The organism is Mycobacterium sp., from assembly GCF_032159565.1.
GTDB lineage: Bacteria > Actinomycetota > Actinomycetes > Mycobacteriales > Mycobacteriaceae > Mycobacterium.
This window is the reverse complement of the sequence record NZ_JAVHWR010000061.1, coordinates 1-19,467: the sequence shown is the minus strand read 5'-3', so window position 1 is coordinate 19,467 and position 19,467 is coordinate 1. Positions and strand designations below refer to the sequence as shown.

20 protein-coding genes are annotated in these 19,467 nt (G+C 65.1%); 5 read left to right on the top strand and 15 right to left on the bottom strand.

Annotated elements, in window-relative coordinates; translation table 11 throughout:
* Positions 1 to 85: 85 nt before the first annotated feature.
* The 6 genes from fusA to QOC76_RS07630 all read right to left on the bottom strand — a co-directional run bounded on the left by fusA (position 86) and on the right by QOC76_RS07630 (position 5,110).
* Positions 86 to 2,191 carry an elongation factor G gene (gene fusA / locus QOC76_RS07655; protein ID WP_526355841.1) on the bottom strand — a complete coding sequence of 702 codons (2,106 nt, stop codon included), beginning with the start codon at positions 2,189 to 2,191 and terminating at the stop codon, positions 86 to 88.
* Between the two features lie 74 nt (positions 2,192 to 2,265).
* On the bottom strand, positions 2,266 to 2,736 hold the full coding sequence (rpsG, locus tag QOC76_RS07650; protein ID WP_526355839.1) for a 30S ribosomal protein S7: 471 nt from the start codon (positions 2,734 to 2,736) through the stop codon (positions 2,266 to 2,268).
* On the bottom strand, positions 2,736 to 3,110 hold the full coding sequence (gene rpsL / locus QOC76_RS07645) for a 30S ribosomal protein S12 (protein ID WP_526355837.1): 375 nt from the start codon (positions 3,108 to 3,110) through the stop codon (positions 2,736 to 2,738). Before rpsL ends, rpsG begins: the two co-directional genes overlap by 1 nt.
* A 270-nt stretch (positions 3,111 to 3,380) precedes the next feature.
* Entirely contained in the window at positions 3,381 to 3,977 is a 597-nt protein-coding gene (locus QOC76_RS07640; RefSeq protein WP_526355835.1) for a TetR/AcrR family transcriptional regulator, read from the bottom strand.
* A gap of 33 nt (positions 3,978 to 4,010) precedes the next feature.
* Positions 4,011 to 4,541: a DUF3558 family protein gene (locus QOC76_RS07635; protein WP_526355833.1), complete on the bottom strand. Its 531-nt coding sequence runs from the start codon at positions 4,539 to 4,541 to the stop codon at positions 4,011 to 4,013.
* A gap of 2 nt (positions 4,542 to 4,543) precedes the next feature.
* Complete coding sequence (locus QOC76_RS07630; RefSeq protein WP_526355831.1) at positions 4,544 to 5,110, bottom strand: DUF3558 family protein; 567 nt, start codon at positions 5,108 to 5,110, stop codon at positions 4,544 to 4,546.
* Between the two features lie 118 nt (positions 5,111 to 5,228).
* Between QOC76_RS07630 and QOC76_RS07625 the strand changes: the two genes are divergently transcribed.
* The 4 genes from QOC76_RS07625 (at position 5,229) to QOC76_RS07610 (ending at position 7,820) form a co-directional block, all read left to right on the top strand.
* Positions 5,229 to 5,615 (top strand): DUF3060 domain-containing protein, encoded by a 387-nt coding sequence (locus QOC76_RS07625; RefSeq protein ID WP_526355829.1) that lies wholly within the window; start codon positions 5,229 to 5,231, stop codon positions 5,613 to 5,615.
* A gap of 43 nt (positions 5,616 to 5,658) precedes the next feature.
* Positions 5,659 to 6,060 carry a DUF3060 domain-containing protein gene (locus QOC76_RS07620; RefSeq protein WP_526355827.1) on the top strand — a complete coding sequence of 134 codons (402 nt, stop codon included), beginning with the start codon at positions 5,659 to 5,661 and terminating at the stop codon, positions 6,058 to 6,060.
* A 66-nt stretch (positions 6,061 to 6,126) separates the two neighbouring features.
* Complete coding sequence (locus tag QOC76_RS07615; RefSeq protein WP_526355825.1) at positions 6,127 to 6,714, top strand: TetR/AcrR family transcriptional regulator; 588 nt, start codon at positions 6,127 to 6,129, stop codon at positions 6,712 to 6,714.
* Positions 6,711 to 7,820: a glycosyltransferase gene (locus QOC76_RS07610; protein ID WP_526355823.1), complete on the top strand. Its 1,110-nt coding sequence runs from the start codon at positions 6,711 to 6,713 to the stop codon at positions 7,818 to 7,820. The genes QOC76_RS07615 and QOC76_RS07610 overlap by 4 nt, the downstream gene beginning before the upstream one ends.
* Here QOC76_RS07610 and QOC76_RS07605 read toward each other — a convergent pair.
* Genes QOC76_RS07605 through QOC76_RS07595 form a run of 3 tightly spaced genes read right to left on the bottom strand, consistent with a single transcriptional unit; the run spans position 7,817 to position 10,245 of the window.
* The gene (locus QOC76_RS07605; RefSeq protein ID WP_526355821.1) at positions 7,817 to 8,575 is read right to left on the bottom strand and encodes a crotonase/enoyl-CoA hydratase family protein; all 759 of its coding nucleotides are present in this window, start codon (positions 8,573 to 8,575) and stop codon (positions 7,817 to 7,819) included. The genes QOC76_RS07610 and QOC76_RS07605 overlap by 4 nt on opposite strands.
* Positions 8,572 to 9,285 (bottom strand): PaaX family transcriptional regulator C-terminal domain-containing protein, encoded by a 714-nt coding sequence (locus QOC76_RS07600; RefSeq protein WP_526355819.1) that lies wholly within the window; start codon positions 9,283 to 9,285, stop codon positions 8,572 to 8,574. The genes QOC76_RS07605 and QOC76_RS07600 overlap by 4 nt, the downstream gene beginning before the upstream one ends.
* Before the next feature lie 21 nt (positions 9,286 to 9,306).
* Entirely contained in the window at positions 9,307 to 10,245 is a 939-nt protein-coding gene (locus tag QOC76_RS07595; RefSeq protein ID WP_526355817.1) for an enoyl-CoA hydratase/isomerase family protein, read from the bottom strand.
* Positions 10,246 to 10,540: 295 nt separating this feature from the next.
* Here QOC76_RS07595 and QOC76_RS07590 point away from each other — a divergent pair, with 295 nt between their 5' ends.
* On the top strand, positions 10,541 to 10,918 hold the full coding sequence (locus tag QOC76_RS07590; protein WP_526355815.1) for a DUF2267 domain-containing protein: 378 nt from the start codon (positions 10,541 to 10,543) through the stop codon (positions 10,916 to 10,918).
* Between the two features lie 15 nt (positions 10,919 to 10,933).
* Here the strand turns inward: QOC76_RS07590 and QOC76_RS07585 are convergent, their stop codons facing one another.
* The 6 genes from QOC76_RS07585 to rpoC all read right to left on the bottom strand — a co-directional run.
* The gene (locus QOC76_RS07585) at positions 10,934 to 12,562 is read right to left on the bottom strand and encodes an acyl-CoA dehydrogenase family protein (protein WP_526355813.1); all 1,629 of its coding nucleotides are present in this window, start codon (positions 12,560 to 12,562) and stop codon (positions 10,934 to 10,936) included.
* 52 nt (positions 12,563 to 12,614) lie between these two features.
* Positions 12,615 to 13,142 carry a hypothetical protein gene (locus QOC76_RS07580; protein WP_526355811.1) on the bottom strand — a complete coding sequence of 176 codons (528 nt, stop codon included), beginning with the start codon at positions 13,140 to 13,142 and terminating at the stop codon, positions 12,615 to 12,617.
* 75 nt (positions 13,143 to 13,217) lie between these two features.
* Positions 13,218 to 13,931: an alpha/beta fold hydrolase gene (locus QOC76_RS07575; protein WP_526355809.1), complete on the bottom strand. Its 714-nt coding sequence runs from the start codon at positions 13,929 to 13,931 to the stop codon at positions 13,218 to 13,220.
* 49 nt (positions 13,932 to 13,980) lie between these two features.
* Positions 13,981 to 15,081: a phosphatase PAP2 family protein gene (locus QOC76_RS07570; protein ID WP_526355807.1), complete on the bottom strand. Its 1,101-nt coding sequence runs from the start codon at positions 15,079 to 15,081 to the stop codon at positions 13,981 to 13,983.
* An 88-nt stretch (positions 15,082 to 15,169) separates the two neighbouring features.
* Positions 15,170 to 15,922, bottom strand: coding sequence for a deoxyribonuclease IV (locus QOC76_RS07565; protein WP_526355805.1), 753 nt, complete (start codon positions 15,920 to 15,922; stop codon positions 15,170 to 15,172).
* 161 nt (positions 15,923 to 16,083) lie between these two features.
* Positions 16,084 to 19,467 (bottom strand): DNA-directed RNA polymerase subunit beta' (gene rpoC, locus QOC76_RS07560; protein ID WP_526355803.1); only part of this gene is annotated, 3,384 nt, incomplete at its 5' end.

Sequence of the window (19,467 nt, the reverse complement as noted above, 5' to 3'; positions counted from 1 at the left end):
CCCGTCGCCTTCGCGTGATCGATTGCTCGACTCCGGATCAGCTCCGAGCTCGAACTTTTGCCGGCACGCCGGCAATTCTCGATTCTCACTGACCCGTCGCCTTCGCCACAATCTCCTTCGACACGTTCGCCGGAACTTCGGCGTACGAATCGAACACCATGGAGTAGTTCGCCCGGCCCTGTGTCCTCGACCGAAGGTCGCCGACATAACCGAACATCTCCGACAGCGGCACATGCGCCTTCACGACGCGGGCACCGCTGCGCTCCTCCATGGCCTGGATCTGACCACGGCGGGAGTTCAGGTCGCCGATCACATCGCCCATGTAGTCCTCGGGCGTGGTGACCTCGACGGCCATGATCGGTTCCATGATGACCGGTTGCGCTTGCTGCGCAGCCTTTTTCAGCACCTGGGAACCGGCGATCTTGAATGCCATCTCCGAGGAGTCAACCTCGTGGTACGCACCGTCGAGCAGCGTGACCTTCAGGTTCACCAGGGGATAACCGGCCAGCACGCCGTACTGCATGGCGTCCTGGGCGCCGGCATCCACCGACGGGATGTACTCGCGCGGGATGCGGCCGCCGCTGACCTTGTTCTCGAACTCGTAGGTGGCGCCGTCCTCGCCGCTGAACGGCTCGTTGCTGACGAGATCCTTCGCGAACTGGCCAGAGCCACCGGTGTGCTTCTTGTGCGTGAACTCGACCTTGTCGACCTTGCGCTTGATGGTCTCCTTGTAGGCCACCTGCGGCTTGCCGACGTTGGCCTCGACCTTGAACTCGCGCTTCATCCGATCGACCAGGATGTCCAGGTGCAATTCGCCCATGCCGCCGATGACCGTCTGGCCCGTTTCGACATCTTGATGCACCTTGAAGGTTGGATCCTCTTCGGCGAGCTTCTGGATCGACAGCGACAGCTTCTCCTGGTCGCTCTTGGTCTTGGGCTCGATCGCCACCTCGATCACCGGATCGGGGAACGTCATCGACTCCAGCACAACCTGCTGGTTCGGATCGCTCAAGGTGTCACCGGTCGTGGTGTCCTTCAGTCCGATCACCGCGTAGATGTGCCCGGCTGACGCGTACTCAACCGGGTTCTCCTTATTGGAGTGCATCTGGAACAGCTTTCCCAGCCGCTCCTTCTTGCCCTTGGTGGCGTTGATGACCTGCGAACCGGAGTCGACCTTGCCCGAGTACACCCGGACATAGGTCAGCTTGCCGAAGAACGGGTGCGTGGCGACCTTGAACGCCAGCGCCGCGAACGGCTCGTCGGTCGACGGCTCCCGGATGATGACTTCGTCCTCTTTACCGGGCGCATGGCCGGTGGCCGGCGGCACGTCCAGCGGAGACGGCAGATAGTCGATGACCGCGTCCAGCATCGGCTGCACGCCCTTGTTCTTGAACGCGCTGCCGCACAGCACCAGGTAAGCCTCGGAGGTGATCGTCAACTTGCGCAGCGCGCCCTTGATCTCCTCGACCGTGAGCTCTTCGCCGCCGAGATACTTCTCCAGCAGCGCCTCGTCCGTCTCGGCGACCGCCTCGAGCAGCTTGGTGCGGTACTCGTCGGCCTTCCCCTGCAGATCGGCGGGGATCTCGATGGTGTCGTAGGTCTCGCCCAGCTTGGTCTCGCCCCGCCACACCTTGGCGTTCATCTCGACCAGGTCGACGATGCCCTCGAACTCGCTCTCCGAGCCGATCGGCAACTGGATCGGGATGACGTTCGCACCGAGGCGGTCCTCCATGGTCTTCACGGAGAAGTAGAAATCAGCGCCGACCTTGTCCATCTTGTTGACGAAGCAGATGCGCGGGACCTCGTACTTGTCAGCCTGCCGCCAGACCTGCTCGGACTGCGGCTCGACCCCCTCCTTGCCGTCGAACACGGCAACAGCACCGTCGAGTACCCGAAGGCTGCGCTCCACCTCGACGGTGAAGTCGACGTGGCCGGGGGTGTCGATCAGGTTGATCTGATGGTCTTTCCAGAACGTGGTGGTGGCAGCCGAGGTGATGGTGATACCCCGCTCCTGCTCCTGCTCCATCCAGTCCATGGTGGCGGCACCGTCGTGCACCTCACCGATCTTGTAGCTGATACCGGTGTAGTAGAGGATGCGCTCGGTCGTCGTGGTCTTACCGGCATCGATGTGCGCCATGATGCCGATATTGCGGACCTTATTCAGGTCGGTAAGCACGTCCTTCTGTGCCACGGAAGTCTCACTCTTTCGGTTGCTTGGTTGCTGTTGTTGTCACGCCCGGCGGCCGCATCGCGCGCCGGCGGTTCTCACCAGCGGTAGTGCGCGAAGGCCCTGTTCGCCTCGGCCATCTTGTGGGTGTCCTCGCGCCGCTTGACGGCGGCGCCCAGGCCATTGCTGGCGTCGAGGATCTCGTTCGACAGCCGCTCGATCATCGTTTTCTCGCGGCGTTGCTTGGAGAAGCTGACGAGCCAACGAAGGGCCAGCGTCACCGACCGTTCCGGCCGAACCTCGACCGGAACCTGGTAGGTGGCGCCACCGACGCGTCGGCTGCGCACCTCGAGCGAGGGCTTGACGTTGTCGAGAGCGCGCTTCAGGGTGACGACCGGATCGGTGCCGGTCTTGTCCCGGGCCTGTTCGAGCGCACCATAAACAATGCGTTCGGCCAGTGATTTCTTCCCGTCCAGCAGAACTTTGTTGACCAGCTGGGTGACCAACTGCGATCCGTAGACCGGGTCGTTCACCAGCGGACGCTTGGGCGCGGGTCCCTTGCGCGGCATCAGCTCTTCTCCTTTTTGGCGCCGTACTTGCTGCGAGCCTGCCTGCGGGACTTGACACCCTGAGTGTCGAGCGAGCCGCGGATGATCTTGTAGCGCACACCGGGCAGGTCCTTCACACGACCGCCGCGGACGAGCACCATCGAGTGCTCCTGGAGGTTGTGGCCCTCGCCTGGGATGTAAGCCGTGACCTCAACCTGGCTCGTCAGCTTGACGCGCGCCACCTTCCGAAGCGCCGAGTTCGGCTTCTTCGGGGTGGTGGTGTAGACGCGGGTGCACACACCGCGCCGCTGCGGGCTGCCCTTGAGGGCCGCGGTCTTCACCTTGGCGATCTTGTCGCGGCGACCCTTGCGGACCAGCTGCTGAATGGTTGGCATCTACCGGCTTTCTTTCTTCGTCTCTTCGTGTTGTTCTAAGTCTCTGTACTGCTGTTATGCCCCGCTCGCTTACCCCGCGACCGGGAGTGTCGCACGCGCCCGCACCGAAATCTTTTGACGAATCCATTTCCGATGCTTCACGACATGCGAATTGGCCCGGCGTGCGGCAACCGCCTACTGCCAGGCACGGCGATCCACGATACCAGGGCAGACCACATCGATCCAAACCCGTGACCAGGCGCCTTACCGCAGGTCAGCCCGTGCGGACGTTCAGCGCCTGTGCATGCCGGCTGCCAGCCGCATGACCATGTCACTGAACACAGTATCGGTATCGACGATTCCGTTCATCACCCCGGTCATCTCCAGCAGCACGAACCCGTGCAGCGCCGACCAGAATTCCAGCGCGGCGTAGAACGCGTCCTCACCGTCCAACCCGTAAGAGGCCAGCACCGAGATCACCGGTCCCGCCGCGGCTCTGGTCGCGTCGGTGAACTCGGGATCGTCTCCTCCGAGCGGCATCCGAGTGAACGCGGAATAGCGCCCGGGGTGGTGGTGGGCGTAGCTGCGGTAAGAACTCGCCATCGCCATCACGGCGTCGTCGCGGGTGCGGCCCTGACCGACGGTTTTCAGCATGTCGATGATGTCGCCGACGACACGCATCCGCACTGTGCGGCGCAGGTCTTCCAGGCTGTCGACGTGGTTGTACAGCGACGGGCCTTTGGTGCCGAGCTGGGTGGCCAGCGCGTTGATCGTCAGGGCGTCCCAACCATCGCGATCCAGGAAGGTGAGGGCGGCGTTGACGATGGAGTCCCGGCTCAATTTGCCCGGTCGCCGACCGGACGATTGGGGCACGGGAGGGCCTGCCATATGCGAAAACTAACACCTCTAGTTTCCACTCACTCAGTTGACACGTTCCTGACTGAGCTGGGCCAGCTGCTCGGTGATGTCGCACAGATCGGGCAGGGTGGCCGGATTCATGGTCTGGATCGACCAGGTGATGACGTCCCCGCCCTTGGACACATAGATGCTGCAGGCGTTGCCATCGGAGGCCTTGAATCCCTTGTTGCCGTCGACGGACAGTTCGGTCAGCGTGCGGCCGGCCTGTTGCTCGAGTGTCCGCTCGGTATCCATGTCGCTGCCGCGGTACCACCACGTCGAGATGCCCATGCCCGCCCCGAACGAGCCGAGCATCGTGTTCTCCTGCCAGAAACAGCCGGAGTCGCTGTCGACGACCTTGGTGAACATCGCCGACCCGACGGCCTTGGTGACATCCGCGTCGGTGACGTTGTTGCATTCCCCGCTCTGGAAGCCGCTGCTGGGCGGGGCCGCGGTCGCGTCGGTCGCGGCGGGATGTTGCGGCGTGCCGCAGCCGGTCAGCATGGCCGCTGCGGCAAGGAGCGCCGGCCCCAGGCTGGAGATGCGCCTGGACATGGTCATAGATCCGACGACAGCGTCGCTGTGAGCAGTTTCTCGGCGTCGGCGCAGGGGTCGCTGTCGGTCCTGCCGCGCGTCTGCACCCACCAACTCAGCACACCGGGGCCTGCTGCGGCGGTCGCCGAGCAACCCGCGCCATTCGTATCGCGGCGGGCCAGAAACGCCTCGTGCCGCTCGACGACTTTCTCGGTGACCTTTGCGCCGCGCTGATCGGCGAAGGTCCGTTCCCGGTCCAGGCTGCCGGTCTCGAACCAGGAGAAGACGACGTCGATCGTGGTGTTCGGAGGTGCACCGGGGCCGACATCGGGCCCAGGACCGCGCTCCAACACGTATTGGCAGACGGCGCCGCTGTAGGGCCTCACCACGTTGGTGGCGCCCAATATCTGCTGAATCGAGCTGTCCTCCAGTAGGCCGCATCGGTTGTCCAAGTATCCGTAGCTGCGCTCCGGGTCGGGCACCGAAGGGTGGGCTCTCTGCGCGGTCCCGCTGACGGTCTGCGCACACCCCGCGACGGTCATCACCGCCGTGACCGCCGCGATAGCAACCGCTTTGACAGGCCAACGCATCGCCTGCACACGCTACCCAGCGGTGTACGGCGCCGCGACTCGTTCGGCGCAGCTCCGGGGTGAACCGAACCGGTCAAGTGCTGCCATGAACCACTCGCACGACGTACGCTCTACAGCCATGACGGCTGGGGGTTGCAGAGCGTTGAGCCGATCGATGGTCGCCCTCGCGGTCGCAGTGCCCGTCGCGCTCACCGTGAGTGTGCCCGCGGCGCAGGCCAAGAACGGCGATACGCACATCACCTCGATCGGCAGCAATCAGACCATCGACTGCAACGAGTCGACGCTGATCGTGCTCGGAGCCAACAACACCATCAACGCGCTGGGCACCTGTTGGGCGGTGACGGTGCAGGGCTCGGGAAACACCATCGTGGCCGACAATGTGATCAACGACATCACGGTGTACGGATCCGACCAGGCCGTCTTCTACAAGAACGGCGAACCTGCCGTCTGGGATCGCGGTCGGGAACTTGGCATGACGAACCGGATCGACCGCATACCGGCGTGACCGTCCGCGTTCTGTTCGCACCAAACGGAAGCGAGAGGAACCCATGCGTACGCGCGTCTTGATTGGTGTCACTGCGGTCGCCGCAGCCGTCGGGCTTGCCGGTTGCGGAGCGGAAAGCAGCGACAGCAACACTCCGACAGCGACACTCGGCTCCGGAGGCGGCCAAGTCGAGATCGGCAACACCATCAACTACAGCTCGGTCGGCACGACGACCGAACTCGACTGCGCGGACGGCAAATCGCTCAACATCGGCGGCAACAACAACAAGCTGACCATCAAGGGCACCTGCGCCAACGCGAACATCGGCGGCGCGGACAACACGGTCACCATGGAGCGCGTCGACAAGGGACTCAGCGTCGTCGGCTTCAACAACACCGTCACTTACAAACAGGGTGATCCGAAGATCAACGACACCGGCTCGGGCAACAAGATCAGCAAGGGCTGATCGGCCGGACTTTCGTGTCCATAACTGTGGACACGAACGCTGAAATCGGTGTACATTGCCGTGGACATGAAATCGCGCAAATATGACATGGGCACACGTCAGGGGGCCAAAAACGCGACCCGAGACGCGATCATCAAGGCCGCCATAGACACGTTCATGGCCGAACGTTCGTTCGCGCTCACGCTGCCGACGGTCGCCGAGCGCGCCGATGTGACCGTGAAGACGGTGCTGCGGCATTTCGGAAGCCGCGACGGCCTCATCGAGGCCGCGTGGTCGCAGGCCTACGACGAGGTGATGGCCGAACGCATTCCGCCGCCAGGCGACCTCGAGGGCGCAATGAAGGTGCTCATCGCTCACTACGAGGCGCGGGGTGAGGTCGTGCTGGCCATGCTGACCGAAGAAAACGACCCGCGCGCCGCCCGGATGAACAGTGCGGGACGGCTTGGGCATCGCCATTGGGTCGAAGAGGTGTTCGCCGACCGACTCCCCGCGGGAACCGGCGAACGCACCCGGTTGATCGATGTCCTCGTCGTCGCCACCGACGTCTACACATGGAAGCTGCTGCGGCTCGACCGCGGTCTGTCCGTCGACGACGTGCGCGACCGGATGCTCCTGATGACGGAGGCGCTTCTCGCCGGAGCCCCGACGCCATGAAAATCCTGTTCGTCATGGTGGACGGCGGTGGCAACATTCCGCCGCAGTTGGCGGTCGCCCGGACGCTGAAGTCCCGTGGCGCGCAAGTCCACGTACTCGGACACCGCGGTATCCGCGAGCGCGTCGAAGCCGCAGGTCTGCCGTTCGAATCATTTACTGAGGGCACGAATTTCGACCCGACGATCCAGCGATCGCTCGCGGCGATCATGACGGCATTCACCCGGGTGGCGGCGGATCGACGACTCGGTCATTGCGTGGTGGAGGTTGCGCGGCGCCACAAGGTGGACGCCGTTGTCGTCGACATGATCCTGACTGCGGGAATCCCCACAGTCGTCGGCGCAGGCATCCCTACGGCGGTCTTCGTGCACTGCTTCTACCGGGCGGTCCAGGACCTCGCGGGCGGTCCGGTCGGATGGATGCTTCGGCTGCGCGGGATAGACCCGCTCGCGGCCGAACACCGCGGATTGCTGCAAGTGGTCGCCGCCCGCGCGGATCTCGACCCGATGCGTGCCGCTCCGCCGGTGTGCCATACCGGCGTCGTGTGGCAAGGCGTGCCGAGTGCCGCCGTGCCGACACCCGTTCCGCGAATCCTGGTGAGCCTCAGCACTTGCGCGTTCGCCGGGCAGCGCCGAATGCTGCAGAACATCCTCGACGCGGTCGGGCCTCTACCGGTCGAGGCCATCGTGACGGTCGGACCAGGCATCGACGCCGCCGGATTGCGCGTACCGCAGAACGCGGCGATGCATGACTGGCTCGACCATGACGAGGTCCTTTCCACGACCTCATTGGTGGTGGGACACGGCGGGCATAGCACCGCGATGCGGGCGCTGTCGTTCGGGGTGCCGCAAATCGTCATGCCCGCGAACCCGATGATCGACCAGAAAGGTGTCGGAGCGGCGCTCGAGCGCGTCGGCGCGGGCATTCTTTTGTCGAAACACGCTTGGCCCAAACGTATTCGAGCTGCCGTCGAGACGGTGCTGGGTGACTCCAGCTACGCCGACGCGGCCGCTCGGCTGGGAGCGCAGATCCGGAAGCGCAACGGAGCCGACGTGGGAGCCGACGCCATCGAGGAGTTCGTCAGGAGCCGGCTTTTCGTCGACTCCTAGGCGGACGCGCCGTGCCGTCCCGCTCCCTTCGCGAATCGCGTTGCGCCCTCCAGCGATTCCGCCGCGACACGGGTCAGACTGCCGAATTCGAAATCCATGGCGTCCACTTCGGAGCGCCCCCATTGATTGAGTTGCGACGTGCGGTCGGCGCGCATGCACTGTTGCGGCAGCGCGGCGAGTTCCGCGGCGAGTTCCTCGCCGTTCTCCCGCGCCCGACCCGTCGGCACGACACGGTTTGCCAGCCCCATCGCCAGCGCTTCGGCGGCGTCCACCCCGCGACCGGTCAGGATCATGTCCATCGCCCGGCTGTGGCCGATCAGCCGCGGCAGCCGCACGGTGCCGCCGTCGATCAACGGCACGCCCCAGCGTCGGCAGAAGACACCCATGATGGCGTCCTCTTCCACCACCCGCAGATCACACCACAGCGCCAGTTCCAGTCCGCCGGCCACCGCGTATCCGCTGACCGCGGCGATCACCGGTTTCGACAACACCATTCGGGTCGGTCCCATCGGCCCCGGTCCGGTCCGGTGCGCGGGATTGACGTCGGGTGTGCCGAATGCCTTCAGATCGGCGCCGGCGCAGAAGGTTCCGTTGTCGCCCCACAGCACGGCGACCGACGCGGAGTCGTCCTTGTCGAACTCGTCGAAGGCGGTGAACAATTCGGCTGCCGTAGGGCCGTTGACGGCGTTGCGCGCCTCAGGCCGGTTCATGATCACCGTGGTGACCGGCCCGCTGCGTTCGACTCGCACACTCATGTCGCCTCCATCAACTCGGATTCGTTGCGCAATGCCACCAACTCGGCGGCGAATCGCGCGTAGGAGTCCCGAAGCGCGGCACCCGGCCAGCCGTCGGGCAGCAACTCGTCGGGCAGTACGGGGTCGGTCAGCAGATGGCGCACCATTGCCGCGGCGGCAATGAACCGGCCCTGGGTGTCGGTCGCGGCCGACATGTCGTCGAGCAATTCTTCGCCGGTGCCCGCCCAGGCGGACAGATCCCACAGCTGGCCGGCCAACTCCGCGGGGCTGTCGTCGTATCCGTGCATCACCCTCACCCGTGACAGCACCTCGTCCGGCAGCGTGATCTTCACGTTGTCCGGGCGCAACCAGACGCCTTCGCGCAACTCGGCCAACCTACTCTGCTGCAACGTCGTTCGCAGTCCGGCCCGGGTGCGCGGATCGATGCCGACGCTGGTGATCACCAGGGTCGTCCACGTGCCGTCCCACGATCTCAGCTGCGGGTTGATCGCGTCGTCCTGGCGTCGCTGCCGAGCCAGCAGTCGGTCGGACAGCCGGTATCCGTCCTCGGACCGCACCAGGTCCCCCGCGCTGACCATCCGGGTGAGGGCGACCCGCAAGGTCGCTTCCTTGATGTCGAAATCCGCTGTGAGCCGGACCAGTTCGGCCGCGGTCGCCCATGCTGGATGCGCACCGAGGAGCACGCTCAGCACCACCGAGCGCGCGGTCATCCGGCTGAGCGTGGCCACCGGTCAGACCCCGGACGTCTTGCGTCCCGCGTCGCCGAAGGGTTCGTCGCGACTCTTCACGGCGTCGCGGAAGCCGTGCTCGCGCGCCTCGGCGACGAACGCGTGCCCCTCGGGAGTGTGGCGAGCGACGCCGTCGAACACGGTGCTCACCATTCGACTGGTGGCGACCCCCTGCTGCAGCAGAGCGGTGTTGAGCGCCAGTTTCGCCATGATGAGTTGGTTGACGGGCATCGCGGCGATGCGCCCGACCAGGCGTTCGGTGCGCTCGTCGAGGTCGTCCGGGTCGGGCGCCTCGATGGCCAGTCCCCATTCGGCCGCCTGCGCTCCGCTGATGCAATCGCCGGTGAACAGAAGGCGTTTCGCGCGTTGGTCGCCGAGTCGGTGCGCCCACAGGCCTGCGGCGGGCACACCCCACACCCGCATCGGCGGGTAGCCGATTTTGGCGTCCGACGCCGCGATCACCTGATCGGCGTGCAACGCGATGTCGGTGCCACCTGCCACGCAGTAGCCGTGGATCTTCACCACCGTGGGCTTGTCACAATGCATCAGGCTGGAGAAGCCGCGAACGAAGCGGCTCATCATCTGGTAGTCGACCATCGGGTCCCACGGCTGATCGGGCAGATGGTTGACGGCCTGTGTTCTGCCGGACAGCACGGTGTCCGCGTACGGGCTGCCGCCACCTGCCGACGAGGTCCCCTCGGCGTAGGCGGACAGGTCGAAGCCGGCGCAGAAGCCTTCGCCCCGGCCCGACACGAGGATGACATGGACACCGGGATCGAGGTCGGCCCGCTCGACGAGCGCGGACAGCTCCAGCGGGGTGTCGGCGATAATCGCGTTGCCTTTTTCGGGGCGGTTGAACGTGATTCGCGCAACCCGATCGGTGACCTCGTAGGTCATCGTCTTCAGATTGTCAAAATCGACGGGCCTGATGGCGTGGGTCATCCTTTGTCTGTCCTCCTCGCGTCCGGGACTTTGTCTGTCCTCCTCGCGTCCGGGACTTTGACCAAAGCCCGCTCGAGGATCGGCGCCGCGATCAGCACCGGCGAGGTCGCCGGATCGAGGTCCTGCAGCTGAGGAGCCAGGTTGGTGACGGCGTGCTTTTTGGCATGTCTTTCATGTTACGTTTTTTCGACAGTCGCACAACAGCCGTAACAGCGTTCGGGGACCGATTCCCAAGGACGAATTTGGCTCGCGTGGGTGGAGGAATTGCGAGGCGGACCCGACAACCCTGACGAACATGAAATATGACGAGTTCATCTCCAGGGTGGCCTCCGGAGTCGGTGTCGGCCGATCCGAAGCAGAGACACTCACCCGCGCGGTACTGACCACACTTGCCGAACGCATCACCGGCGGCGAGGCCCGCGACCTCGCCGACCAGCTGCCTATTCCGCTCCAGAACCCTTTGCTGCCCGCGCAAGAAGAAGCCGAGGCCTTCGATTTCGTCGAGTTCGTTCGCCGCGTCGCAGAACGTAGTGGGAGCGACGTCAATACGGCCGAGATGGCTGTCGACGTGGTCTTCGACACGCTGCGCGATGCCGTCACACCGGGTGAGTTCAACGACGTCCTCAGTCAACTGCCTGACGACTTCAAGAGAGTGGGTAGCCCGCCGCGCTAGATGCCCACGACCGCTTCATCCCTTGACCAGCACCCGCTCGAGGATCGGCGCGAGGTCCAGCCCAGCGGGCATGGTTCCGTAGGCGCCGCCCCACTGGCGGCTCATCCGGGTGGCAAGGAACCCTTCGGCGACTGCCGGATGTCCGTGCCGCACCAGCAGAGAGCCCTGCAGCGCGAGCGCGATGTCCTCGGTGACCTTGCGGGCCCGGTACTGGATGGTCTCGAGGTCGTCGAATTGCGGCTTGAGCCCGTCGACGTGTGCGTCCAGCCGCGGGTCCTGACCGGTGGACTCGGCGAGTTCGTCGAACAGCACGTCGACGCTTTCAGGCCGGGTTGCCATGGCGCGCAATGTGTCCAGCGCGCTGACGTTGCCGGAGCCCTCCCAGATGCCCATCAGTGGGGCCTCACGGTAAAGCCGCGGCATGCCGGACTCCTCGACGTAGCCGTTGCCGCCGAGGCATTCCATCGCTTCAGCGGCGTGGCCCGTCGCGCGCTTGCACACCCAGTACTTGCTTGCGGCCAGTCCGATACGGCGCAGCAGTGTCTCGCGCTCGTCTCCGCGGACGGCCTTGTCGGTGGCGCCCGCCATCCGCATCGCGAGGATGGTTGCGGCTTCAGCCTCGACCGCGAGGTCGGCGAGAACGTTGCGCATCAGTGGCTGGTCGATCAGGTAGGCGCCGAATGCCTTTCGGTGCTGCGCGTGATGGATGGCGCGGGTCAGACCGGTGCGCATGCTGGTCGCGCTGCCCAGTGTGCAGTCCAGCCGGGTGAGGTTGACCATTTCGATGATGGTCGGCACACCACGGCCCTCTTCGCCGACCATCCACGCGGTAGCGCCGTCGTACTCGACCTCTGACGACGCGTTGGCATGGTTGCCGAGCTTGTCCTTGAGCCGCTGCAGGAACATCCGGTTGCGAGTGCCGTCGGGAAGGATCCGCGGCAGGAAGAAGCAGGATAGTCCGCCGGGAGCCTGGGCCAGGACGAGGAAGACGTCACACATCGGCGCTGAGGTGAACCATTTGTGTCCGGTCAGGCTGTAGCTGCCGTCAGCGTTCGGGGTCGCCTGGGTGGTGCCTGCGCGCACGTCGGAGCCGCCCTGCTTCTCGGTCATCGACATTCCTGCGGTGATACCGGCTTTGGTGGCAGGCACTTTCAGCTCGGGGTCGTAGGAGCGGCTGGTGAGCAGCGGCTCGTAGACGTCGGCGAGTTCCTTGTTGTAGCGCAGCGCAGGCACGACGGCATAGGTCATCGATATCGGGCAGATGTGGCCGGGCTCGGGCGTCCACACCGACGTCTTGGCGGCGCGGACGACGTGGGCGCCCGGCCGGTCGTCGGCCCACGGGGCGCCGTGCAGGCCGTGGCCGACCGCGACCTCCATCAGCTCGTGGTAGGCGGGGTCATACTCGACCTCGTCGACACGATGGCCATAGCGGTCGTGGGTGTGCAGGACCGGCTGGTTGCGATCAGCGATCTCGCCCCAGCGCTGCGCCTGCGCGCTGCCGGAAAGCGCTCCGAGGTCGGCGACCTCGTCGAAGCCCCATTGACCGCCCTCGCGGATCAGGGCCTCGGTGAGTACTGGTGAGGACGCCGGGTTGAAGTCCTCGAGCGGAGGGACCTGATTGGTGACGACGTGCGTGTCTGGCATGTCTCCGATATTACATTTTCCCGACAGCCGCACAAGATGCGTAAGGCGTCTGCTACTTACAGAGGTCGGCGACCTTGTTCCTGCCGTCCTCGCCGGCAGTCAATCGCGCTGCCTGCTGCGGATCGTCGTTGGTCGCCCCGGCGAGCGCGTTCATCCCGATCTCGTCGAGGTTGTTCGCGAACAGGCGAACCGCTTCGGCGAGGTCCGGCGGCGTCTGGTCGTCCAGGCGGCTCAGCAGATATTCGCCGCCACCGATCAGCGAAAGGCGGGCGTTGGCCGCCACCGCGGTCTGTGCCACCGGGTCGGGCCCGAGATCGGCATGCGTCTGCAACTGAACCGCCTTGCTCACCGTGTCAAAGGCCGCGCACACCTTTTGCTTCGACTCAGCGGTCGGTTGCGGCGTCGCCTCCTTCTGTGGCCACGCCATCACGATTGCCCATGCGGCGACACCGATCGCCGCCAGCGCAACGATGAGCGACAGCAGCGCAACAACCTTCGCGCCTCCACCGGACGAGGTCGTCGCAGGCTTCGTATGCGGTTGGGGTTGCTGGGGTTGCTGAAACGTCTCGGAGTCCGCCATGCCGGAATGGTAACGGCCAACAAGCCGCTGATCCCTTAGGCGCTCGGCCGACGCCGAGCCCAGGCTGTCAGCGGTTCAACGCCCCAGTCGCGCACTCATCGCGGCCAGGACAGGCTCGGCCGCCGCAAAGAAAGACCCCATATGGCCGCAACCATCGATGACGTCGACAGTCGCGTCGAGCTTTTCGGCATCGGTGTAGACGTACGGCATTATCCAATCTTCGGATCCGACGTAATACGTTGCAGGACAACGGATCAACGTCGGATCTACATATCGGGTGGGTCTGAGGGAACCGTCGATGGCCGCCGCTACAGCCACGGCGTCGTTGGTGTCCTCCATCATCTGCTGAAACTTTGGATCGGCGACTCCGAGGGCCTGCCAGAGCGCGGGCCAATTCCCGTCTCGCAGGAAGCCCGCCAACGGCACCAGTATTCGACCGACTTCCTCTTCATGGGCGCTCATCGAATAGGCGCTGACGACGAGGCGCTTCACTCGTTCGGGATAGCCGCTGGCCAAATTGCACGCCAACCAACCTCCGCGCGAATACCCCCACACGGTCGCCTCGGCCACGCCTGTAGCGTCCAATACCGCCACCAGATCCGATGTGACTCCTGCCGCTTCGTATGCGTCGGCGTGGTGCGGGGTGTCGCTGCTTCCGTGCCCCAGCGGATCAACGGCTATGACACGCCAGTGCCGGCGCAGGGTGGACACATGCCCGAACCCGAACCAGTGCCTGGCTGCGCAGAGTGTCCCCGGGACCAGCAACAGGGGCGGCCCGTCGCCCGACACCGTGTAGTCGATGGTGAATCCGCGTGACGTTGTCTACGCAGGGATCACATCACGAATTAACGGTCTGGCCCGGTTGAACGTCCACCATTTCCGACGACGGCCCCGCTCGGCGTGACTCGATCCGGTTGACCGCCAACAGCGAAACCGCCGCCAGCGCCCAGCCGAGAAGGATGTCGATCACGTAGTGCTCGGCGGTGTACACCAGCGTGAAGGCCATGACGAGCACATAAGCGGCCAAAAAAGGCCGCCACCCTCGATGGACACGATTCCAGAGAAATGCCGCGATAGCGGCGGTCGTCGCGGCGTGCAACGAGGGGATGGCAGCCACCAGGTTGACGCTCGCCTGGCCCGAGTCGAGCAGCGCACTCGCGGTGTGCATGTTCAGCTTGCCCCAACCACGCCCGACGATCCGCTCGACCCAGCCATTGGCGCCGTCCTGACTGACTTGCATCGCTCCCAGCAGGCCACCGTCAGGAACCCCGCGGGCCGTGCCGAACATGCAGGGCGGGCCCGGCGGGCCACCCTCGACGTCTGCCGCGGTACAGCGCGCGGCGGCCCATGGCGGCGCCGCCGGCACCAACGCGTAAATCACCAGACCCGCGAAGGACAGCCCGACGAACAACTTGACGAACGCCTTCCATTCTTCTCGGTCCCGCAGCCAGAGCACACCCGCCACCCCATACGGAAGGATGAAGAAGGACATGTACACGGTGCTCATGACCACTTCCCACCATGGCGGCAAGGGCAGCTTCAACCGCTCCTGCAGCCACACCGTTGGCATGGTGCCGAAGAACAACCAGCGGTCGACGTCGGCTGGCCACTGCCACAAGGTCGGCCTGCCGATCAGATCGGCGGCGCCCCTGCTCAAGTCGTAGGCGAGCAAGACAAGGGCGAACGGCAACCAGTCGCGGATGACAAAAAGCATGCGGCGGCCCTGCCCGATGCTCGCGGCGAGCAGGCCGGTCGCGACGTAGAGCAGAACCAGTTCGCGGTTGAACGCGAACCCGGCGGTCACGGTGCGGAAGACGACGACCGCGGCCCACACGGCGATCGCCACCCCGCGCAGGATCTTGAGGCCTCGACCTCGGCCGGTTACCGGCTCGTCGTTGACGCGCGCCGTCGCAACCGGCGCTTCGTCAACTGTGGACACGGCAGCCTCTCGACCGGGATTGTGGTTGTTCCCGGCGAACAGCCTAATTAACCGCGTGGTCGTCTGTCGTTCGGATGCCGTTCGGCTGCTAGTCCAGGTGCTCCCGCAGGAAGGCAATGTCGTCTTTACGGCCCTCGTCGGCAGTCTCGCAGATGACCGGCGCATCGGCGGCCTTCACGACGGCAACCAACAGGTCGGGATCGATCTGACCGGTGCCGAAGTTGGCGTGCCGGTCCGCCCCGGAGCCGGCTGCATCCCTCGAGTCGTTGCAGTGCACGAGGTCGATGCGGCCGGTCAGCGCTTTGATTCGGTCGACCGCGTCGATAAGCACTTCACCTGCCGCCCATGCGTGGCAGGTGTCAAGACAGAAGCCGATACCGCTGTCGCCGATGTGGTCCCACAGCCTGCCGATGGTGTCGAAGTAGCGGGCTATCGCGTGGTCGCCGCCTGCGGTGTTCTCCAGGTAGACCGGCACGTCGGTTTCGAGGTACTTCAGCGCCTTCACCCAGCGCTCGAAGCCGGCCTCCATGTCGTTGTCGTCGGCGTGGCCGCCGTGCACGATTACCGCGGTGGCGTTGATCTCCGCGGCGGCGTCGCAGGTGTCCTGCAGGATCTTGCGCGACGGGATGCGCACGCGGTTGTTCGCCGACGCAACGTTGATCAGGTACGGCGCATGCACATATAAAGGCACGCTCGCCGCCTTCAGCGTTTCGGCGTCGTCGCGGGGCTTGGGCTTCTTCCAGCTCTGCGGGTTGCCGAGGAAGAACTGCACCACGTCGGCGCCGTCGGCCTGCGCCGCTGCCAGGGGGTCGTCTTGGTGGACATGCGAACCAATGAGCACGGCGCCAGTCTAGTGACGCGCTGCGACAGTTGAACCGACGCCGAGATCGACGAAATGGCGAGATGTACTCGCACTTTCTCGCCCGTGTGTCGGTTTGGGCGCAAAGAGACGGCAAAAGAAAAGAGCCCCCGCACGAAGCGAGGGCTCTTTCCTTGACTGACTTAGCGGTAGTCGCTGTAGCCGTAGTCGTCCAGCGGAACCGCGGCACCGGTGGCCTGGCCGAAGTCCGGGCTGTAGTACTGATCCTCGTAGGACGGGATCGTGTACGCCGCAGCGCGGGCTTCTTCGGTCGGCTGCACCTGGATGTTGCGGTACCGGTTGATGCCGGTACCGGCCGGGATCAGCTTGCCGATGATCACGTTCTCCTTCAGACCCTGAAGCTTGTCGCTGCGGCAGTTGATCGCCGCATCGGTCAGCACGCGAGTGGTCTCCTGGAACGACGCCGCCGACAGCCACGAATCCGTGGCCAGCGATGCCTTCGTGATGCCCATCAGCACCGGGCGACCGGCCGCGGGCTCGTTGCCCTCGGCCACCACCCGACGGTTCTCCGACTCGAACTCGCCGCGCTCGGTCAGCGAGCCGGGCAGGAACTCCGTCGCGCCCGAATCGATGATCGTGACGCGCCGCAGCATCTGCCGGACGATCACCTCGATGTGCTTGTCGTGAATCGACACACCCTGAGCGCGGTAGACCTCCTGGACCTCCTTGACGAGGTGGATCTGCACCTCGCGGGGGCCCTGGACACGCAGCACTTCGTGCGGGTCCGCGGAGCCTTCCATCAGCTGCTGGCCGACCTCGACGTGGTCGCCGTCGGTGAGCAGCCGCTCCGTGCCGTCCTCGTGCTTGAACACCTTCAGGCGACGGTTGCGCTTGGGCAGCTTGTCGTAGACGACTTCCTCGCCACCATCGTCGGGAATGATGGTGATCTTGTAGAAGGAGTCGGTCTCCTCGAGCTGCACACGGCCGGAGACGTCCGCGATGGGCGCCTTGTTGCGAGGCACACGTGCCTCGAACAGCTCCTGCACGCGGGGCAGACCACCGGTGATGTCCTCACCCACACCGCCCTGGTGGAAGGTGCGCATGGTCAGCTGCGTGCCGGGCTCGCCGATGGACTGCGCGGCCACGATGCCGACGGCCTCGCCGATGTCGACCAGCTTGCCGGTCGCCATCGAACGGCCGTAGCACATCGCACACACACCGGTGCCGGTCGTGCAGGTCAGCACCGAGCGAACCTTGACGTCGGTGATGCCCGCCGCCAACAGCGCCTCGATGGCCGGGTCACCGAGATCGTGACCCCGCTCGACGACGACGTTGCCCTTCTCGTCGACGGCGTCGGCGGCCAAAGTCCGCGCGTACGCCGAGGTTTCGATGTGCGGATCGCGAACCAGCGCCTCGGACTGCAGCTCGGCCAGCGTGACGTTGATGCCACGCTCGGTCTCGCAATCGGTCTCGCGAACGATGACGTCCTGGCTCACGTCGACCAGACGACGGGTCAGGTAACCCGAGTCAGCGGTGCGAAGAGCGGTGTCCGCCAGACCCTTTCGGGCACCGTGGGTGTTGATGAAGTACTCCAGCACCGTCAGGCCCTCGCGGAACGAGGACTTGATCGGCCGCGGGATGAACTCACCCTTCGGGTTGGTCACCAGGCCCTTCATGCCTGCCAGCGTGCGCGTCTGGGTGAGGTTGCCCGTCGCTCCGGACTTCACGATCGTGATGATCGGGTTGTCCTCGGGGTAGTGCTCCTCCAGCGCCTTACCGACCTCTTCGGTCGCCTGCTGCCAGATCTTGACCAGCTCGCCGTTGCGCTCGTCGTGGTTCAAAGCACCACGCTGGTACTTCTTCTCGATCCCGTCGGCTTCCTTCTCGTAGCGGTCCAGGATCTCCTGTTTGTTCGGCGGCACCAGCACGTCGGCCATCGACACCGTGACACCCGAGCGGGTGGCCCAGTGAAAACCGGTGTCCTTGAGCTTGTCCACGGTCTGTGCGACCACGATCATCGGGTAGCGCTCGGCGAGATCGTTGATGATCGACGCCTGCACCTTCTTGTGCATCTGCTGGTTGATGAACGGGTAGCTCACCGGAAGCAGCTCGTTGAACAGCACGCGACCCAACGTGGTCTGGGCCGTCCAGGCGTCGCCCGGCTTCCAGCCCTCGTCGCCGAACAGCTGGGCCTCGATCTCGGCCTGCGGACGCAGCTGCGTCAACCGCACCTTGATCTTGGCCCGCACCGACAGTGCACCGCGATCCAGCGCCATGATCGCCTCGGCGGGCGACGAGTAGACGCCCGTCTCCGGCCGATCCTTGGCGGCAGGCGTGTATTCGCCGGTGTCGCCGTCGATTTCGGTGGTCAGGAAGTACAGCCCGGTCACCATGTCCAGACGCGGCATGGCCAACGGGCGGCCCGACGCAGGCGACAAGATGTTGTTCGAGGACAGCATCAAGATGCGAGCCTCGGCCTGCGCCTCCGCACTCAGCGGAAGGTGCACGGCCATCTGGTCACCGTCGAAGTCGGCGTTGAACGCCTCACACACCAGCGGGTGCAGCTGGATGGCCTTGCCCTCGACCAGCTGCGGCTCGAAAGCCTGGATACCCAGTCGGTGCAGAGTCGGCGCGCGGTTCAGCAGCACCGGGTGCTCACCGATGACCTCTTCGAGCACGTCCCACACCTGCGGACGCTGACGCTCGACCATTCGCTTGGCGCTCTTGATGTTCTGCGCGTGGTTCAGGTCGACCAGACGCTTCATCACGAACGGCTTGAACAGCTCGAGTGCCATCAGCTTGGGCAGGCCGCACTGGTGCAGCTTGAGCTGCGGGCCGACCACGATGACCGAACGGCCGGAGTAGTCGACGCGCTTGCCGAGCAGGTTCTGACGGAACCGGCCCTGCTTGCCCTTGAGCAGATCCGACAGCGACTTGAGCGGACGGTTGCCCGGTCCGGTGACCGGACGGCCGCGGCGGCCGTTGTCGAACAGTGCGTCCACCGACTCCTGCAGCATCCGCTTCTCGTTGTTGACGATGATCTCGGGCGCGCCGAGGTCGATCAGCCGCTTGAGGCGGTTGTTGCGGTTGATCACTCGGCGGTACAGGTCGTTGAGGTCCGACGTGGCGAACCGGCCACCGTCAAGCTGCACCATCGGGCGCAGTTCCGGCGGAATCACCGGCACCGCATCGAGCACCATGCCCATCGGCGAGTTGCCCGACATCTGGAACGCGGCGACGACCTTCAGGCGCTTGAGAGCACGAAGCGTCTTCTGGCCCTTGCCTTTACGAATGACGTCACGCAGGTTGTCGGCCTCGGCGTCGATGTCGAAGTTCTCGATGAGCTTCTTGATCGACTCCGCGCCCAGGGCGCCCTGGAAGTACTCGCCGTAGCGGTCGACAAGCTCGCGGTAGAGCACCTCGTCGACGATCAGCTGCTTGGGGGCCAGCTTGGTGAAGGTGGTCCAGATCTCCTCGAGCCGGTCCAGCTCACGCTGGGCGCGGTCGCGCATCTGACGCATCTCGCGCTCGCCGCCGTCGCGAACCTTGCGCTTCACGTCGGACTT

What these genes read in the sequence shown, in the direction of transcription:
- rpsG (WP_526355839.1), bottom strand. Translation starts at nt 2,736, where the DNA reads ATGCCGCGCAAGGGACCCGCGCCCAAGCGTCCGCTGGTGAACGACCCG.
- rpsL (WP_526355837.1), bottom strand. Translation starts at nt 3,110, where the DNA reads ATGCCAACCATTCAGCAGCTGGTCCGCAAGGGTCGCCGCGACAAGATC.
- QOC76_RS07640 (WP_526355835.1), bottom strand. Translation starts at nt 3,977, where the DNA reads ATGGCAGGCCCTCCCGTGCCCCAATCGTCCGGTCGGCGACCGGGCAAA.
- QOC76_RS07635 (WP_526355833.1), bottom strand. Translation starts at nt 4,541, where the DNA reads ATGTCCAGGCGCATCTCCAGCCTGGGGCCGGCGCTCCTTGCCGCAGCG.
- QOC76_RS07630 (WP_526355831.1), bottom strand. Translation starts at nt 5,110, where the DNA reads ATGCGTTGGCCTGTCAAAGCGGTTGCTATCGCGGCGGTCACGGCGGTG.
- QOC76_RS07625 (WP_526355829.1), top strand. Translation starts at nt 5,229, where the DNA reads ATGACGGCTGGGGGTTGCAGAGCGTTGAGCCGATCGATGGTCGCCCTC.
- QOC76_RS07620 (WP_526355827.1), top strand. Translation starts at nt 5,659, where the DNA reads ATGCGTACGCGCGTCTTGATTGGTGTCACTGCGGTCGCCGCAGCCGTC.
- QOC76_RS07615 (WP_526355825.1), top strand. Translation starts at nt 6,127, where the DNA reads ATGAAATCGCGCAAATATGACATGGGCACACGTCAGGGGGCCAAAAAC.
- QOC76_RS07610 (WP_526355823.1), top strand. Translation starts at nt 6,711, where the DNA reads ATGAAAATCCTGTTCGTCATGGTGGACGGCGGTGGCAACATTCCGCCG.
- QOC76_RS07605 (WP_526355821.1), bottom strand. Translation starts at nt 8,575, where the DNA reads ATGAGTGTGCGAGTCGAACGCAGCGGGCCGGTCACCACGGTGATCATG.
- QOC76_RS07600 (WP_526355819.1), bottom strand. Translation starts at nt 9,285, where the DNA reads ATGACCGCGCGCTCGGTGGTGCTGAGCGTGCTCCTCGGTGCGCATCCA.
- QOC76_RS07595 (WP_526355817.1), bottom strand. Translation starts at nt 10,245, where the DNA reads ATGACCCACGCCATCAGGCCCGTCGATTTTGACAATCTGAAGACGATG.
- QOC76_RS07590 (WP_526355815.1), top strand. Translation starts at nt 10,541, where the DNA reads ATGAAATATGACGAGTTCATCTCCAGGGTGGCCTCCGGAGTCGGTGTC.
- QOC76_RS07585 (WP_526355813.1), bottom strand. Translation starts at nt 12,562, where the DNA reads ATGCCAGACACGCACGTCGTCACCAATCAGGTCCCTCCGCTCGAGGAC.
- QOC76_RS07580 (WP_526355811.1), bottom strand. Translation starts at nt 13,142, where the DNA reads ATGGCGGACTCCGAGACGTTTCAGCAACCCCAGCAACCCCAACCGCAT.